The sequence below is a fragment of the Paraburkholderia sp. RL17-373-BIF-A genome (assembly GCF_046030175.1).
Classification (GTDB): Bacteria; Pseudomonadota; Gammaproteobacteria; order Burkholderiales; family Burkholderiaceae; genus Paraburkholderia.
Genome location: NZ_JARESO010000099.1, coordinates 1 through 16554, shown reverse-complemented (window position 1 = coordinate 16554; position 16554 = coordinate 1). Strand labels below are relative to the sequence as shown.

The window sequence follows — 16554 nt, the reverse complement described above, 5'->3', positions numbered from 1 at the left end:
CTTTGGTCCCATATGCGTGCGGCGGCGCATATGGGTCGTCGTCGTGCATGTCCGATCATTCGGATTCGTTTGGCGCTCAGCAGGGCACCAGTTGCTCGGGCCCTTTGTGCCCACAGACTTTCTTCTGCACACTACTCAGCGCGCTACCCCGCGATGCGCCGTTCGGCGGACGCACGCCGGCTCAACGGCGAGTGTAGAGCTCGATATGGAAATCAAGGGCGCTGAATGGCCTTTCGAGTGTCACAGACCGGCCGAGCTTCGGACGTTCGCAGTCCAACTTTGAAAGGCCGAAGTGGGTCGACAAGCGTCTTCCGCGACATCCCCCTCAGCGCTTTCGAGACGCTCGGCGCGCTGATCGTGTTGGCTGCTATCAACGCAGTCCGATTGTTTGGAGTCCTCCATTCGTTAGCGTGACGCTGCTTTTTCGCGTCACGGCATCGACTTCTTTCGCCAATCCCGACTATCGAGTGGCCACCGTCCACGAAGGCCGCAACGCGCCGCGCGAAATCGCCTAGCCTTGTTTCTGGCGTATCGAGACGACACCGGAGTCACGATGAGACGACGTTCACGGTTGCGAGTATGCGATCATTCGCAAAGTGCCGGCCTGGACCCGGGCGACATCGATCTCGCAACCTGGCCCGGAATCGACAGAGCTGCCCTCTCCCCTGAGCGTGAAGCGTTGTACGCGAGACGAGAGCGCGCTATCCGCCTGTACCTCGACGGCGCTACTGACGCGCAGCTTAAGACGGCATGCGCGATGGGCCGGGTCCAGACCTATCGCTTGCTCACCGAGCGCTGCCTCGCCGCCCACCCCGACGGAGATGTTCACGGCTGGCGCGGACTGCTGCCTTATGTGCGCGTTAAGTCCTACGACAGAAAGGCGCCCATCAAGCCTGACGCATGGGGAGGCGGAGCGGCCGGTGCGCTGCAATGGGTTTTTGAGTCCCCGGCAGGGCGTGGGTTCGAAAGCCAACTGCGCCAGCACATCCTGCGCAAACGCGGCGTCCTCGAATCTCCACTTCGGCCGCGAATGGCGGTGTTCCGATAGTTTCTCGCTGAATTGCGCGACCGCGGATTCGAGCGCCGGGGCGAATGGCCTTTCAACGTCGAGAAACGCGGTTACGTGACTCTCTCTCGCTTCATCGATCGCGTGCTTGCCGAAAACCCTGCCAGAGCACGACAACTTGCCGGCGACGACTCAGCGCGCAAGGCAGCCAGCGGCGACGGAACACGTCGACCACTTCTTGCGCCATTCGAGCGCGTCGAGTGCGACGCGCACAAACTTGACAGTCGGATGATGGTGCTGGTGCCTTCACCGCACGGCGGGACCGAGGCGCGCATGATTCACCGTCTGTGGGTCGTTGTGCTGATTGATGTAGCGTCGCGCGCTGTGCTTGGTTACCACCTGAGCTTGCGTCGGGAATGCGCAGCCGTCGGAAGTTGTGAAGCCAGGAGATAGTTCGCTCGACGACCCAGCGGGTTTTGCCCAGCCCGCTGCCGTGAGGTTCGCCTCGTCGGGCGATTTCGGCATCGATACCGATGGCGTGCAGGATCTGCAACGCAATCAAACGACTTAACGTCGAGGCCCGTCAAATCGAGCAACTCGACCGGTCCCATCCGGAATCCCATCTGTTCGCGCACAATCTCGTCGACTGAAGTTGACCCAGAAAAACGGACATCTATCCTTTGGAGAAGGAGGTGCCGATTATGGGCAAGCATCGTACCCCGTACCCGGCGGAATTTCGGGCGCAAATGGTCGAACTGGTGAAGGCTGGACGCAGGCCGGAGGAACTGGAAAAGGAGTTCGAGCCGACTGCACAGACCATCTACAACTGGGTGGCGCAGGCTGATCGCGACACAGGCGTGCGGCATGACGGTCTGACCACAGCCGAGCGGCAGGAGCTAGCACGGTTGCGTCGTGAAGTCCGGCAACTGAAGATGGAGCGCGACATACTCTCTCACGCGGCAGCCTGGTTCGCGAGGGAGACGGGATCCATTCCACCGAAGAGCGGTACGGATTCATGAAAGCGAACCGGGCCCGCTGGCCCATTGCGATGATGGCACGGCTGCTCGGCGTCTCGACAAGCGGCTATTACTCGTGGCTGGTGCGAGAGCCCGCGATGCACACACGTAGCGATGCGCAACTGCTCGCGCGCATCCGCACGCTACATGCGAGCTCGCGCGGCACGTATGGGGCACCGCGTATCCATGCGCAGCTCGCGCGCGAAGGCGTACACGTGGGGCGCAAGCGGGCGGCGCGCCTCATGCGTATGGCGGGTCTGTGCGGGGCAAGCCGGCGGCGCTGGCCGCGCACCACACGGCCACGCGCAGGCGCCCGACGTGCGCCTGATCTGGTGCGCCGGCACTTCAGTGCCGACGCGACAAACGTGCTGTGGGTCGCAGATGCGACCTATGTACCCACGGGGGAAGGATTCCTCTATCTGGCGGTCGTGCTGGATGTGTTCAGCCGTCGCATCATCGGCTGGGCGATGTCTAACCATCTGTACACCGAACTGATGTTACGCGCGCTCGACATGGCGTTGCAGCAACGACGCCATGACGGTGTGATTCTACATTCCGATCAAGGCTGTCAATACACGTCCATTGCCTTTGGACGGCGATGCCGCGAAGCAGGCGTACAGCCGTCGATGGGCACGGCCGGCGATGCCTATGACAACGCGATGTGCGAGTCGTTCTTCGGCACACTCGAAGCCGAACTGCTCTGTCGCGAACACTTCGCGACCCACGAACAGGCACGGCGGCGTCTGTTCTCGTTTCTGGAGAGCTGGTACAACATACGCCGCCTGCACAGCAGCATCGGCTACTGTTCGCCGCTCGAGTTCGAAAACCTGCATGCGCAAGATCAAAGCTTATTGCCGCGCGGGTTGCCCACCGCCGGGCAGCGTCGTGGTCGTGACAGGCGACCCGCCGCCCGACCGTGGACAACCCGCGATTCCACCTTATCGGGAGGTGCCACACCGCATTAAACTCAACTGCAAATCTATCCGTCGAACCGGGTCAACTTCAGACGGTGCTCTCGTCGGTCACGGCCTCTTGAACGATTCGCAGGCCTTCGGTATTGAGCGCGCGGCCCGCGTGATTCACAACAAAACCCGGCATATCCCGGCATTCCACCGCCTGTGCCAACGAGACCCGTAACCGCCGCATGTATCAGCAGCAACTGGCCGGCGTCGAGGTGACGCCGCGCGGAGCAGTCGAAGATAGATGTGGCGAACCCTTCTGGCCGAGCAAGGCTGTTTGCGGCGCAGATGCTCCGCTACCCCAAAGAGTTCGCCTAAAACTACAACGCACGTGATTCGTCGGGAGAATTCGGGTCAGCCGCCGCAGATTAATGAATGTGGCTGCCGCCGTTGACGTCGATGGTCGCCCCGGTTACATAGCCTGCAAGATCAGACGCAAGGAAAAGGCAGGCGCCCGCAATCTCAACAGGCCGACCAGCACGCTGCAGAGGAATGGTCGTGGCAATCTCCTTCTGCTTCTCTTCGGACAGCCCGTCCAGCATGCCTGTTTCCGTCATTGATGGGCAGACGACATTGGCGCGGATTCCCATCGGCCCGAACTCACGAGCAATCGTACGGGTCAGGCTGATGACGCCGCCTTTTGATGCCGCGTAGTGCGCACCGCCGACCAGACCGCCGCCGCGTTGTGCTGCAACCGAAGCGACGTTGACGATGGCTCCGTGCTTTTGCTCAGCAAACACCGCGAGCGCACATTTACAGAGATTGAAGGTTCCCTTGAGGTTTACATTCATGATCCGATCGTAGTCGGATTCGTCGATTGTCAGCATCGGCTGGGCCTTAACGATCGCTGCGCTGTTCACGAGACAATCTACCGATCCGTAGTGAGCGCGGACGGCGTCGAACAGACGGATGCAGTCCTCACGGTTGGCGATGTCGCACTTGATACCGATCACGTCGGCATCGCGGCCAGTCTTGCTGTCGATGGAAGCCTTGATTTCGCTTGCCAGGCCATCATTCATGACGACATCGACAGCGACAATCTTTGCCCCATGTTCCGAAAATAGTTCGGCAGTCGCATACCCGATTCCCCTGAGCGAACCCGCCCCGACGATCACACAAACCTTGTTTTCCAAAAGCATGTCTTTTACTCCGTTTCGTGCCGATCCGCAGAGTGCGAATTAGCGTTTGATGTCGAGGTGTCGGGTTTCAGGGCTCGCAATGATGGCGATGAGCGAGGCACTAATGACAACCGCGCAAAAGGCAGTGATGACCCACGTCTGCCCGTGCGCACGCTGCAGCAGCCAGGCGCAGATGAATGGTGTGGGGCCACCCATCAGCAGATTCGCGCCGGTGTATGCGGCCGCGGAGCCGGAATAACGGACGTTGGTCGGGAAAGGCTCCGCAAAGAAAGCGGGTTGCACGCCGGACTGGATCTGGAGCGATCCGACGAACGCCGCCATCGCGAAGAAGATGAGGTACCAGCTCTTGCTGTCGAGGAGCGTGAAGTAAGACAGCGCGATCGCGAGCGTCAGCACAGATGCGATCATCATGGTTGGCTTACGGCCGATCCGGTCACTCACCGCACCGCCTGCGATGACCGTGAAAATCGCAAAGACGTTCGCACCCATCAGGCAAAGAAACGCAGTCTGACTTGGCAGTGCGAGATTCTTGGTGACATAGCTGAGCGAGAAGACGGTAATCACGTAGAAGCATGCCGTCGGGGCGCACCAGATTACGAGCAGTCGGAGAATCGTTCCCGGATACAGGGCAAACGCCTTGATCAACGGAATGCGTTCTTCCTGGCCTTTTGCATGTGCCTCCACGAAGGCCGGCGTCTCTGAAACCCGAAGACGGATATAGATTCCGACGATGACCAGCAGGAAGCTCAGAAGGAACGGCACACGCCACCCCCAGCTCTGAAACTGCTCCGCGCCGAGGGTGCTTGTCAACACGAACAGCATCCCGCTCGCCAGCGCCGCGCTCAGCGACGAACCGGTGTTAATAAAAGATCCATACAGGCCTCGCTTGTTCTGCGGAGCGTGCTCCATCGTCATCAGTTGGGCGCCGGTCGCCTCGCCGCCGAGCGCGAAGCCTTGCAGGAAGCGCAGGAGCACGAGACACAAGGGTGCCGCAAAGCCAATGGTCGCGTAGGTCGGCAGACAGCCGATCAGGAACGACGCCGCGCCCATCAGCGACAACGTATAAAGCAGGATGTTCTTGCGCCCGATACGGTCGCCCAGCATGCCGAAGAACAGGCCACCAAGCGGGCGCGCAAAAAAGCCGATCCCGAAGGTCGCGAACGCCGCGAGGATCCCCATGTTCGGGTCCATCTGCGAAAAGAATATCTTGGGAAAGACGGTCGCCGAAACCGCACCGTATGCAGTGAAGTCGATCCACTCCAGCGCCGAACCTACAGTACTCGCGACAGTCGCGCGCTTTGCCATCGAGTTCGTCGGCGCGGCGGGCATGTCCATAGTTAGTGTGTCCCTCATCGGGATGTCTCCTGTTGGAAGTTTGATTTTGCTTTGATAACGAAAAGGCAGGGGTAATCGAGCAAGCCTGGCTGGTCAGGCGTCGGACACATCCAACCGGAGAACGGGCGCAACTGAGTATCCTGCATGCAGGGGCGCAGCACCCGGTCCCGGTTGCGCAGTGGCGACGGGACGCCGCTGCGCCAGCCACAACCTAGCGCGCAAACACGTTCGGTTGGTGTACTTCAATCACGTTTCCATCCGGATCCTGAAGGAACACCTGATGCCAGCCGGCAATCGCCCAACGGCCGTAGTCCGAGTAACGAATGCCGCGCTCATCGAGCCGCCGCTTGAAGCCCTCGATGTCGTCAGTACGGAAGCAGAAGTGTCCCCGCGCCATGGGATTGACGATCTGATTCATCTTGAAGCCGGTGTCCAGGTCTCGCTCCGCCCAGTGAAATTCGATGTCGCCATCGCTCAGGAAGTCGACCTTGCCGTTGTAGCCGCTTGTCGTACTTTCGGCGTTCACCCGCGCGTGTTCTTCGTCGTTGATCGTGCCGAGATCGAACAGCGTTTGATAGAACTTGGTCAGGCGAGGAAGGCTGTCCGTGCACAGGTTGAGGTGGTGAAACTTGAAGTTCATGTCGTGCCTCTTCAGGGGTCAAAGGATGCGCTTGGGTGAGCAGAAATGCATGAAGGTGTCGTATGCAATTGTTCTGCTCTGTTCGAAGCTCTGTTCTCATGCTCAAAGCTTAATGACAAATTATGTCGTTTCACTGGTGAAGTCAACTATGCATAGGTGCAAACACCTACAAGTATTTTTGCATGCAGTTCCGGGAGCCCGACTTTGTTATGCTTGGGCCTGGTATGCATTTTCATCGGGGTTTTTAGAGATACTTCTGACTGTACGCAAACTAGGGACGCACCAAAATTGGCATGACTGCCGCAATATCTGATGCATGGATGAATTGAAATCGAATCAGCCGCCACGGCATCCAGCGGGCGGGGCAGATATAGGGGATCGGAGGATTGGGCTTATGAAACGTGACGTCAACCCGGACATTTCCGCTGATGATGCGGGCGCCCGCAGCTATTCGGCCCCAGCGCTGGAGAAGGGCCTCGACATTCTTGAAGCGCTCTGTGGAAGCCAGCATCCGCTGACCCAGAAGGACCTGGCCGGCCAGGTGGGTCGAAGCGTGGGCGAGATTTACCGAATGATTCAGTGCCTGGTGGCCCGCAACTATGTCGCGCAGATCGACGACAGTTACGCAATCACCACAAAGCTATTCGAGCTTTCGCACCTGAATCCACCAACACACCGGCTGCTGCTCGAAGCGACGCCAGTCATGAACCGGCTAGCAAGCGAGTTCGATCAATCCTGTCATCTGACGGTTTATAACCACGGCAAGCAGGTCGTGGTGGCGAAAGTCGATACGCCGAGCGGAATGGGATTCAGCCTTCGGGTCGGGTCGGATCTGGACGTGCTGATCTCAGTGTCGGGACGGGTTCTGGTTGCCTTCCAGGATGAAGAGACACGCAAACTGCGGATTGCAGAATCGCTACAACGAAGGCCAGACCAGGCGGATCCGCAGATTGACGCCATTCTGGACTACATTCGGACGCGCGGCTTCGAGTCCGCCCCCAGTTCGCAGGTGAGGGGCCTATATGCGCTCAGCTTCCCCATACTGGATTCGAGAAATCACGCAAGCGCGGCGCTGACGATTCCCTATGCGGAACGAATCGACCAGGCGCAGCGCAAGCCGATCAGCGAGATTCAGGCGGCGTTGGAAGAGGCCGCCAGGACTATCAGCGGGCGCATTGGCGGAGGTGTGCCGGATTCCCAGGCAGCGGCATGACTGATGGCAATATCGGCCCCTTGAAGTCGCCTTCAACTACGCGTTCGCCCGCACCTGCGAACGTCCACCAACTCGCGTGCACAGCAGCGCAGCTGCTTCTCCAAGGGCGCCTTCAATGTCTGAAATCGACTTGCGACGAGTCTGATCGATCCGTTCAGCGTACGGAACGGTGAGCGCTGCTATCGCGTGGTTGTGCGAATCCAGAATGGGGAAGCTCACCGCGTACAAACCGCGCACCTGAACGCTCGGAGCCGATTCATAGCCACGCTGTTTGATAAAGTCGAGAACACCCGAGATCTGCGGATCAGCCTGGTCAGGGCGCCGCTCCAATGATTCATCGATTCTGAACTTTCGAGTTTCCAGGTCCTGGAACGCAAGAAGAACGCGCCCGGACGCCGACACCAGCACATCCAGTTCCGATCCCACGCGGACGCTAAATCCCATTCCGCTCGGGGTGTCGACCTTTGCGATTACGGTCTGACGGCCTTGGCCGTACACGGTCAGATGGCACGCCTGGTCGAGTTGACTCGACAGCTTCTGCATGATCGGCATTGCCTCGGTGAGTAGCCTGTGCGTGGGCGGGTTGTCGTGCGACAGGGAAAAAAGCTTTGTCGTGATGTAGTAGCTGTCGCCGATTTGCGCAACATACTTGCGGTCTATCAACACCGCAAGCATGCGGTAGAGCTCGCCGACGCTGCGCCCGAGCTGCAGGGCAATGTCCTTCATGGTCACCGGCCCTTCGGCCTGGCACAGCATCTCCAATATGTCGAGGCCCTTCTCAAGCGCTGGCGCGGAATAAGCGCGACCCTCCGCTTCTCCTGCTTTTGTCACTTCTGTCACGTCATCTTTCATCTGGTTGCTGCTCTTGAGTTCGCTGTTGGTGCATCGCTGCGGCATGGGTTGGTTTATTTCATGCGAAAGGCGGCCCGACGGTGTCGCTCGGCCCAATCGCAATAGATACGAATTCGAACCACTGTACTGGATGAGTCAAATCACTTCAATCAAGTGCTCCGCTCGCAGAACGGTCGTACCGCACTTGGCCGCGCATCAATCGCTCCGTGCACAACTCGGCGTTAACCGCAGGTTGTAAGGGCGTAGGAATCGCGTAGAATCATCAATGAAATGTGTTTTTCACCTATGCATTGTTCACCAGCGCGCATCTCGTTTAACAACAGAGGAACCCAGGAGTTCTCGATGACGGTAGAAGCAACTCACGTAACCTACACCCGCACTGAGCACTGCTCTGCCTCGTTAGTCAGGCGGGTGGCGGCAATGCTGGACCTACCGGTGGATGCCATCTGTGATGGCGCCCCACTTCCTCGCGGCTGGCATTTTCTCCTTATGGGTGCCGACACTCCGCGCTCAGAGCTGCGCGCTGACGGCTTTCCCGGTCTCGGCGCGCCAATTCCCGATCTTGGCTTGCCTCGCCTTCTGCAGGGCGGACGAAGCGTGGAGTATCACCATGACATTCCGATTGGCGCGGTCGTCACCAGGACGAGCGGCGTAGCCGACATCATCGAGAAGACCGGTGCCTCCGGGCGCAAAGCCATAGTGAAGATCGTTCACTCGTTGCGGCTCGCCAATCAAGCGGAACCCGCAATCACCGAGACGCAGACTTACCTGCTGTTGCCTGCGCAGCCGGGCAACAAGGAATCCGCCGACGAACCTGTTGCGGTATCGGCCTCCTATACGAAGGTCGTGGTCCCCGATGAGACGCTGCTATTCCAATACTCGGCGCTTGGATTCAACTCTCACAAGATTCACATCGACCGGGGCTACGCGCGCGAAGTGGAAGGGTTTCCGGATCTTGTGGTCAACGGCGGACTCACCACGCTGTTTTTAACTGAGTTCGCGCGCTGTGAACTTGCGCTGAATCTGAGCAGATTCACTATGAAAAACCTTGCGCCGCTTTTCTGCGGACGGCCCGTAACGATCGCGGCCGATGGCAGCGGTACCGAGCGGAGCCTGAAGGCATACGACGATTGCGGAAAACTCGCTGCTGTAATGGAGGCTGAAATAAATGACCTTTGAACCTCTGAAGGGAATTCGCATCCTGGACCTGACTAGTGTCGTGGTCGGTCCGGTATGCACGGCAAGGCTCGCGCAATACGGCGCCGAGATCATCAAACTGGAGAGCCCCGACGGCGATCTGATGCGCGGCTTGGGCGGATTGTCTCCGACTGGTCAGCACTCGGGTGCATACCTGCATCTGAACCGTGGCAAGCGGAATCTATGCTGTGACCTGAAGAAGCCGGGCAGCAAGGACCTAGTCAAAAAACTGGTTGCCTCCGCGGATGTAGTGATTGCCAATATGCGCCCGCAGGCGCTCGTGCGTCTCAGGCTCGACGCGCAAAGTATCCGTGCGGATCATCCCGACAAGATTTACTGCCTGATAACCGGCTATGGCACTGATGGGCCTTATGCAGGCCATCCTACCTACGATAGTGTCGTGCAGGCCGCCACTGGCATGACCGGACTAACGCTTGCACGCGATGGTGCACCATCCTATGTTCCCATGCTCATCTGCGATCACGTCGTCGGCGAGATTGCTGCTGGGTCCATTCTGGCTGCGGTCATACAGAGAAAGGCAACAGGAAGTGGCTCTTCCATTGAAGTACCGATGTTCGAAACCATGTCCGCATTCGTTCTGCAGGAACATTTGGCACAACAAAGTTTTGATCCGCCCGTCGGGCCGCCGGGCGATCTTCGTTTACTAAGCCCTCACAACAAACCCGTGAAGACGGCAGACGGTTGGATCGCATTTACGGTCAATACCGACCCGCAGGTGCGTGCGTTCCTCAAGGCAGTGGGTCGTGCGGAACTGATCGACGACCAACGCTTCGCGACCGTTGGCGCTCGAGCCCAGAACGTCAGGGAGTGGTTTGAAATCCGGGGCGCGCCGCTTACCGACAAGACAACGGCTGAATGGCTCGACATACTTCAGGAGGCTGACATCGCCGTCAAGCCATGTCACACGCTCGAAACCTTGCCTCATGATCCGCATCTACAAGCGGTCGGACTTTTGCAGGCCGATGAGCACCCCACCGAAGGCAAGACGGTTGCAATCCGTTCGACCATCAGCTTCGACGATGCTTACCCTACGCTCCCCTCATTTGCACAGCCTCGCGGGTGGGATACGCGCGCCGTGCTCGAGGAGATAGGATATTCGGCCCACGAGATTTCTGCTCTGCTCGCAGAGGGCACTGCTATTGCCAGTTCAACTCGTGCGGAGGATCAATAACATCGAAGGGCGTGCGACGACCGCGGGAAGCCAACGTGCGCATTGCGGACAGTTTCTCTATTCCGCGCATATTTAGAGGGCTGTTTATTCCGCTTTTCAGCGGCGATAGACTCCTTCAGGTCAATGCAGACGGGGCGACGCTGGCTCACGCATTGCACTATCGCTGACAACTTTAACGAGGATTTGCAAATGCCAGTCGTTCGAGTAAGCTGGTTTGAAGGTAAAGACACCGCTGCGAAGCAGGCGGTCGCCGCCGAGATCACGGAAAGCATTGTGAAAAACACCGGTACCGACGCGAAGTATATTTATGTGATTTTCGAAGACGTCGCGCCGTCCAATTGGGCGGGCGGAGGCACCTTGTTCGAAGATACCACCTCATCAACTTGAGGCGAATTTTGCCGAACACGGCCGGTCATCGCACCGTCAGTGCTCTCCGTCATACACGGGGTCTGGCTACGCAGGGGATGTTCGATTTAATCGTGTTAGCTTCGGACGTCACCTTGCAAGGGATCGCCAAAGTGCGGGCCTGCCATAGCCGCACCACCCGCTATGAGGACGGTCTGCCAAAAAAAACGCGCGGCCAGGGGCCGCGCATCGCTGAGTTTTTGTTTGAGCCCTCCTTAGCCGACACAAACGGCTTGAGCCGTTCCGTAACAATCACGTTCGTCAATACCTGTTGCAACGGAACTCCCGCCATATCGATGTTGGCCCCCATCTGCAAAACGCCGCTCCCGACGCAAGACACGATGCTATGTATCCTGCTGCGCTCGGTAAGTTTCAGAACGATGCGCCGGTGTTCATTCAGGGCGACTTCGATCCGGAACGTTATGAACGCCGCTCACGGGTGGGAGGCGCTCATTCCATTCCCCCGTTCCTCAAGTGGACGTCTCGAAATGCCACTCTTCACATGGATGCCGATCGGTTCGTAGGGCCTCAGCGCCCGCAGGATCCTGCATCCCCGGCGCCTTTACGCCGATCCGCGACAAGGGGCTCACGCTCGAAACGCCCGGATCCCGGGTGCAACCGCAGGAGGCCGGACTTCGCGTGACCATCGACGACGTCCGCGAGAGTGACGCTTACGCCGCCATCACGTGACGAGTGTGGCAAGTCGGGTCAATCGCCGCGCTGCCCGCCTTCGCCGGGCCGTACCCCTTGCTGTCGCTGCGCGTGCGCCACGCGATCGCGCTCCGCTTGCGCGGCATCCGTCGCGTCGACCGGGTCATCACGCTGCCGCATCAGCCAGTAGACACTCCCCAGCGCCACCAGCGCAAACGCAAGCGCCGCGATCCGGGCGGGCGCACTGGCCGGATCAAGAATGATGAATTTGCGGGCTATAGCGAGCAGCGCAATGAGAAGCACCGTTTTGGCCTGCACGATGTGATCGCGCCGCGCCATCACGCGCGTAATCGAATGTTTGAACTCCATCGCGATCAGCAGCGTCATGACCATGCCGAAGATGGTCTGAAACACCGCGTGATCCAGCGGGTTCAGCGCGTCCGAAACCAGCAATGAAATCACCGCGCGAATCAACTGCCAGAGCGACACGAGGATGATGATGGAAATCACGACGCTCAGCACATGCGCAACAAGCCGCTCGAAGCGTTCATAAAAGGTGAGCATGTCCCACTGCAGACGCAACGCATCGAGATCCCTGCGCAGCCAGCTTTTCTTTCTTTCCATGATTTGGCTCCCGGGCGGCCGTCGCTGCGCCGCGAATGCACCGCGCGCGTGCATGTACCGCACATGCGGCGTGCACAGTTCATTTGATGATCGCGTAACGCATATGCTACGGTCTTTCGCGTTGGCGCGGGTTCTTTGCGAATAGCTGCGTATGCAGCTATTGATAACAGAGCTCGAACTATTTCGCGCTTCTGAGCCAAGGTCTGACATGCACGCGATGAGGTACTAAGTCTGAAGCAGCAGGTCCATGCAGTGTACTCTGACGATAACGCAGGTGCAGAGGCGTCGCACGACGCTGGCCGTGCCAGTGCAGGATCGCGAGTAAGGGTGTGCTGACGCGCGCAACGGTCGCGAGCGTCACCGTGTAGAGCGGCAACCGGACCACGCACATCTGCGTGTGAGAACCCTCGAATCGATCCATGTTGACCGCCTCGCGCTCGATGGCCAGCGCACTTGAAAATTTTTCGACACTGACCTATTTCAATTTCGGCTCAGCAGCCGAGTTGCACGCGCTGCGCGTTTCGCCGTCGAGGCACTGGAGGAAGTGGGCGCGAAATGCGTCGATGCCTTGCGGCAGGAACACGCCGAACTCGACCAGTTCACCGCGCAGCCGGTTGACGAGCGCGGTACGCTCCTCAACGAAACCGTCCCGCATCCGGTGCAGCACCAGCACGTTTTGCTGGTCCGGCGTTTTGACGGCCACGAAGCGCATATGCGGCCGGCCCGCGGCCTCGCAGATGGCCTCGGCATCCAGCCTGTCGTTCTTCACGTGCTTGCCGCCTTTGCGATACGGCGCGGCCAACTGCGGCGCGATCAGGCGGACTTTGTGGCCGAGCGCGTGCAGCTTGCGCCCCCAGTAGTGGGCTGCGCTGCACGCTTCCATTGCGACCAGGCACGGCTCGAGTTGGCAAACCATTCGGGAAACTTCTGCCGCGAGATTGCTTTCCTGACCACCACGCGCTTCATGCTGTCCACGCCGTGTACCTGGATGATGTTTTTGGCCAGATCCACACCGATACGAGTAATCTTGTCCATGATTTTCCCCTTCTCAGATGGGTTGAACAGCAACAACCATCCTCGTATATCGCTATGCCACGAGATCGGGAAAGTCCTTACTAATTCGGATGATCCTGAGGAAGCTACGGCTTCTTTGCGTCTTTATTCTGGCTGCCTTGCTTAACCGCCGCATTGCTCCGCTCCCATCGCCGTAACGCCGGTGGTCGGCAAAACGAATTGTTCAGGACGGGCCAATTACGCTCATTGGACGGCCGCACCTGGCCGATCCTTGCCTATTGGGCTTGTGAATCGCCGACTAGCGCCCTGCAGTCTTTTCGCGGCGAAGGCAATACCAATCCCGCTCAAGACGCCTTTCTCACGCGACAGTCGCTTGCAACTCGGCCATTCCCACTCGACTATCAAATACGCTTTCAGCTGCCTGGATTTAAAAAGGATTTGTCAGGCACAGTAGCTCCTCTACCCCATCACATGCGCCATAAATTCCGTTCATCAACGCTGGCGGCATCAACACTGATGCACGCCGGCACAGATGGTCGCTCGGGTATCCAACATGCGTTTGTGCTGGAGGATGAATGGCATCATCGCATCCAGCCATGACTCGAAACCCTAACGCGCTGCAGCCGCCACATTGGCCCGTGCCTTATGCAATTTTTTGTAACTGTCGATCAAGCGGTCGTGCCTATCCAGACCCTCCAGTTTCATACTCGTTGGCGTTAAACCATAGAACCGCACGCTGCCGTCTACTGACCCCATTACCGCGTCCATCCGGGTGTTGCCAAACATCCGACGGAAGTTGACCATGTAGTCGTCCAGTTCCAGGTCGTCACCGAGCATCACCTCCAGCACCACATTCAAGGCCTGGTAAAACAATCCGCGCTCGACCGTGTTGTCGTTGTACTGCAGGAAGGCTCCCACCAGCTCTTGCGCCGCCTCAAATTGCTGCAGGGCGAGATGAATCAGCAGCTTCAACTCGAGAACTGTTAGCTGCCCCCAGTCCGTATTCTCGTCAAATTCGATGCCGATCAGAGTGGCAACATCGGAGTACTCATCTAGTTCACTGTTATCCAACCGCCCAAGCATTGCTGCCAGGCCCGCATCGTCCAGGTGATGCAAGTTCAAAATATCGGCGCGGAACAACAGCGCCTTGTTTGTGTTATCCCAGATCAAATCCTCTACCGGGTAAACTTCTGAATAACCGGGCACTAAAATCCGGCAGGCTACGGCGCCCAGTTGGTCATACACCGCCATGTACACCTCTTTGCCCATGTCTTCGAGAATTCCGAACAACGTTGAGGCTTCCTCGGCATTGGAGTTTTCACCCTGACCAGAAAAATCCCACTCAACAAACTCGAAATTCGCTCTGGCGCTGAAAAAGCGCCACGACACTACACCGCTGGAATCAATGAAGTGCTCAACAAAGTTATTTGATTCAGTCACGGCGTTACTGATAAAGGTGGGCTGAGGTAAATCGTTCAGGCCTTCAAAACTGCGCCCCTGTAGCAATTCCGTAAGACTCCGTTCCAGCGCCACCTCGAAGCTTGGGTGCGCGCCGAACGAGGCAAAGACACCGCCTGTCCGCGGGTTCATCAATGTGACGCACATCACCGGGTAGGTCCCACCCAGCGACGCATCCTTTACCAGCACCGGGAAGCCCTGCTCTTCCAACCCCTGAATCCCAGCCAGAATGCCAGGGTATTTCGCCAGCACTTCGTGCGGCACATCAGGCAATGCGATTTCACCTTCCAGAATTTCACGCTTTACCGCCCGTTCGAAAATTTCGGACAGACATTGCACCTGCGTTTCGGCCAGCGTATTACCGGCACTCATGCCATTGCTGACGAATAGGTTTTCGATCAGGTTGGACGGAAAATACACCACTTCGCCGTCCGACTGCCGCACAAACGGCAGCGAACAGATACCGCGCTGCACATTGCCGGAGTTGGTGTCGTACAGATGCGAGCCATACAACTCGCCATCGGGATTATAAATTTGCAGGCAGTACGCGTCCAGAATTTCAGCCGGCAGCGCATCCTCAGGGCCAGGCTTGAACCAGCGCTCGTTCGGGTAATGTACAAACGCCGCATTGGCGATGTCTTCGCCCCAAAATGCGCCGCCATAGAAATGGTTGCAATTCAGGCGCTCGATAAACTCCCCCAACGCCGACGCCAAGGCGCTTTCTTTGGTTGCTCCCTTGCCATTGGTAAAACACATCGGCGAGTGCGCATCGCGGATATGCAACGACCACACATTGGGAACGATATTGCGCCACGAAGCGATTTCAATCTTCATGCCCAAGCCCGCCAAACTGTCCGACATATTGGCGATGGTTTGCTCCAACGGTAGATCCTTGCCCGCAATATAGGTGCTGGCGTCAGAAGCCGGCTTCAACGTCAGCAACGATTGAGCATCGGCATCGAGGTTATCTACCTCTTCAATTACAAACTCGGGTCCGGCTTGCACCACTTTTTTCACCGTACAACGCTCAATAGAGCGCAAAATACCTCGGCGGTCTGCTTCCAGGATATCCGACGGCAACTCAACCTGAATCTTGAAAATCTGTTGGTACCGGTTTTCTGGATCAACAATATTATTCTGCGACAGACGGATATTTTCGGTAGGAATATTGCGAGTTACGCAGTACAACTTCACAAAGTAAGCTGCACACAAGGCCGATGAGGCCAGAAAATAATCGAAGGGACCAGGCGCCGAGCCATCGCCCTTATAACGGATAGGCTGGTCGGCCACTACTGTGAAGTCATCGAACCTGGCTTCAAGACGTAGCTTATCGAGAAAGTTGACTTTAATTTCCATGGGGGAATCCTAAAAATAGCGCTCAAAATGATGTAGCCGCTATTATCCGTCGCCAAGTGCAGTTGCACCAAACCGAAATGCCACGAGTTCCTCCCATATTCTCAGAATTGCGAGAACTACCGAGCGACAATCCAAAATATAAAGTCCTGTAAAAAACAGGGCTTTAATAGTCAATCAACTAGCAAATAATGTTTCCCGACGAAAATTCTGCTCCCACTCGATTGTCAATCCAGTGGCTGTACCCTTGCGGGAACGGGGTTGCTGCCAGCGTGTGTATCGACGATACCGTCACCGATACCGCAAAACCCAATCGGCAGCATCAGCCTTCGACATAACTGCGTCGGAGAATCAACTTGCGTTTTCGCTGAACGATCATAAACACTGGGTATTTGAGCACGATTTCTGCGGGCTTGCACTTTTCCTTATGTTTGCTCCCGGCTTTCGACACACCGACACGGCATTGTCAACGATCTCCGCGGTGACGTCGACCGACCGTA

12 protein-coding genes and 4 pseudogenes are annotated in these 16554 nt (G+C 57.8%); 7 read left to right on the top strand and 9 right to left on the bottom strand.

Features of this window, described 5'->3' with window-relative positions; genetic code table 11:
• Positions 1-553 precede the first annotated feature (553 nt).
• Positions 554-1048: a hypothetical protein gene (locus tag P0D80_RS46380; protein WP_408294562.1), complete on the top strand. Its 495-nt coding sequence runs from the start codon at positions 554-556 to the stop codon at positions 1046-1048.
• A gap of 373 nt (positions 1049-1421) precedes the next feature.
• Here P0D80_RS46380 and P0D80_RS46375 read toward each other — a convergent pair.
• Both P0D80_RS46375 and P0D80_RS46370 read right to left on the bottom strand, forming a co-directional pair.
• Positions 1422-1538: pseudogene (locus P0D80_RS46375) on the bottom strand (IS5/IS1182 family transposase); the annotation flags it as partial.
• Between the two features lie 46 nt (positions 1539-1584).
• Positions 1585-1719: pseudogene (locus P0D80_RS46370) on the bottom strand (3-hydroxyacyl-CoA dehydrogenase family protein); the annotation flags it as partial.
• Between P0D80_RS46370 and P0D80_RS46365 the strand changes: the two are divergent.
• A pseudogene (locus P0D80_RS46365) lies at positions 1708-2855 on the top strand (IS3 family transposase); the annotation flags it as partial. The pseudogenes P0D80_RS46370 and P0D80_RS46365 sit on opposite strands and share 12 nt — an antisense overlap.
• A gap of 494 nt (positions 2856-3349) precedes the next feature.
• On the opposite strand, the gene P0D80_RS46360 reads toward P0D80_RS46365, so the two are convergent.
• The 3 genes from P0D80_RS46360 to P0D80_RS46350 form a co-directional block, all read right to left on the bottom strand.
• On the bottom strand, positions 3350-4120 hold the full coding sequence (locus P0D80_RS46360; RefSeq protein ID WP_408294559.1) for an SDR family NAD(P)-dependent oxidoreductase: 771 nt from the start codon (positions 4118-4120) through the stop codon (positions 3350-3352).
• Positions 4121-4159: 39 nt separating this feature from the next.
• Positions 4160-5473: an MFS transporter gene (locus P0D80_RS46355; protein WP_408294556.1), complete on the bottom strand. Its 1314-nt coding sequence runs from the start codon at positions 5471-5473 to the stop codon at positions 4160-4162.
• A gap of 193 nt (positions 5474-5666) precedes the next feature.
• Positions 5667-6095, bottom strand: coding sequence for a VOC family protein (locus P0D80_RS46350; protein WP_408294554.1), 429 nt, complete (start codon positions 6093-6095; stop codon positions 5667-5669).
• A gap of 394 nt (positions 6096-6489) precedes the next feature.
• On the opposite strand from P0D80_RS46350, the gene P0D80_RS46345 reads away from it, so the two are divergent.
• On the top strand, positions 6490-7308 hold the full coding sequence (locus P0D80_RS46345; RefSeq protein WP_408294550.1) for an IclR family transcriptional regulator: 819 nt from the start codon (positions 6490-6492) through the stop codon (positions 7306-7308).
• Positions 7309-7344: 36 nt separating this feature from the next.
• Here the strand turns inward: P0D80_RS46345 and P0D80_RS46340 are convergent, their stop codons facing one another.
• Positions 7345-8160 (bottom strand): IclR family transcriptional regulator, encoded by an 816-nt coding sequence (locus tag P0D80_RS46340; RefSeq protein ID WP_408294547.1) that lies wholly within the window; start codon positions 8158-8160, stop codon positions 7345-7347.
• Positions 8161-8502: 342 nt separating this feature from the next.
• On the opposite strand from P0D80_RS46340, the gene P0D80_RS46335 reads away from it, so the two are divergent.
• The 3 genes from P0D80_RS46335 to P0D80_RS46325 all read left to right on the top strand — a co-directional run bounded on the left by P0D80_RS46335 (position 8503) and on the right by P0D80_RS46325 (position 10936).
• Positions 8503-9339, top strand: coding sequence for an HTD2 family dehydratase (locus tag P0D80_RS46335; protein WP_408294544.1), 837 nt, complete (start codon positions 8503-8505; stop codon positions 9337-9339).
• Entirely contained in the window at positions 9329-10549 is a 1221-nt protein-coding gene (locus P0D80_RS46330; protein WP_408294541.1) for a CaiB/BaiF CoA transferase family protein, read from the top strand. The genes P0D80_RS46335 and P0D80_RS46330 overlap by 11 nt, the downstream gene beginning before the upstream one ends.
• Positions 10550-10738: 189 nt before the next feature.
• Positions 10739-10936, top strand: a complete 198-nt coding sequence (locus P0D80_RS46325; protein WP_408294539.1) for a tautomerase family protein — start codon at positions 10739-10741, stop codon at positions 10934-10936.
• Between the two features lie 726 nt (positions 10937-11662).
• Here P0D80_RS46325 and P0D80_RS46320 read toward each other — a convergent pair.
• Positions 11663-12229 carry a phosphate-starvation-inducible PsiE family protein gene (locus tag P0D80_RS46320; protein WP_408294536.1) on the bottom strand — a complete coding sequence of 189 codons (567 nt, stop codon included), beginning with the start codon at positions 12227-12229 and terminating at the stop codon, positions 11663-11665.
• 517 nt (positions 12230-12746) lie between these two features.
• Positions 12747-13264, bottom strand: a pseudogene (locus P0D80_RS46315) (IS110 family RNA-guided transposase); the annotation flags it as partial.
• 225 nt (positions 13265-13489) lie between these two features.
• Here P0D80_RS46315 and P0D80_RS46305 point away from each other — a divergent pair.
• Positions 13490-13843: a hypothetical protein gene (locus tag P0D80_RS46305; RefSeq protein WP_408183163.1), complete on the top strand. Its 354-nt coding sequence runs from the start codon at positions 13490-13492 to the stop codon at positions 13841-13843.
• A gap of 9 nt (positions 13844-13852) precedes the next feature.
• Here the strand turns inward: P0D80_RS46305 and P0D80_RS46300 are convergent, their stop codons facing one another.
• Positions 13853-16057, bottom strand: a complete 2205-nt coding sequence (locus P0D80_RS46300) for an OsmC domain/YcaO domain-containing protein (protein WP_408183165.1) — start codon at positions 16055-16057, stop codon at positions 13853-13855.
• Between the last annotated feature and the right edge of the window lie 497 nt (positions 16058-16554).

Bases quoted from the DNA above. Each gene is read 5' to 3' on its own strand.
- P0D80_RS46380 (WP_408294562.1), top strand. From the start codon at position 554: ATGAGACGACGTTCACGGTTGCGAGTATGCGATCATTCGCAAAGTGCC.
- P0D80_RS46340 (WP_408294547.1), bottom strand. From the start codon at position 8,160: ATGAAAGATGACGTGACAGAAGTGACAAAAGCAGGAGAAGCGGAGGGT.
- P0D80_RS46350 (WP_408294554.1), bottom strand. From the start codon at position 6,095: ATGAACTTCAAGTTTCACCACCTCAACCTGTGCACGGACAGCCTTCCT.
- P0D80_RS46330 (WP_408294541.1), top strand. From the start codon at position 9,329: ATGACCTTTGAACCTCTGAAGGGAATTCGCATCCTGGACCTGACTAGT.
- P0D80_RS46320 (WP_408294536.1), bottom strand. From the start codon at position 12,229: ATGGAAAGAAAGAAAAGCTGGCTGCGCAGGGATCTCGATGCGTTGCGT.
- P0D80_RS46335 (WP_408294544.1), top strand. From the start codon at position 8,503: ATGACGGTAGAAGCAACTCACGTAACCTACACCCGCACTGAGCACTGC.
- P0D80_RS46345 (WP_408294550.1), top strand. From the start codon at position 6,490: ATGAAACGTGACGTCAACCCGGACATTTCCGCTGATGATGCGGGCGCC.
- P0D80_RS46300 (WP_408183165.1), bottom strand. From the start codon at position 16,057: ATGGAAATTAAAGTCAACTTTCTCGATAAGCTACGTCTTGAAGCCAGG.
- P0D80_RS46325 (WP_408294539.1), top strand. From the start codon at position 10,739: ATGCCAGTCGTTCGAGTAAGCTGGTTTGAAGGTAAAGACACCGCTGCG.
- P0D80_RS46360 (WP_408294559.1), bottom strand. From the start codon at position 4,120: ATGCTTTTGGAAAACAAGGTTTGTGTGATCGTCGGGGCGGGTTCGCTC.
- P0D80_RS46355 (WP_408294556.1), bottom strand. From the start codon at position 5,473: ATGAGGGACACACTAACTATGGACATGCCCGCCGCGCCGACGAACTCG.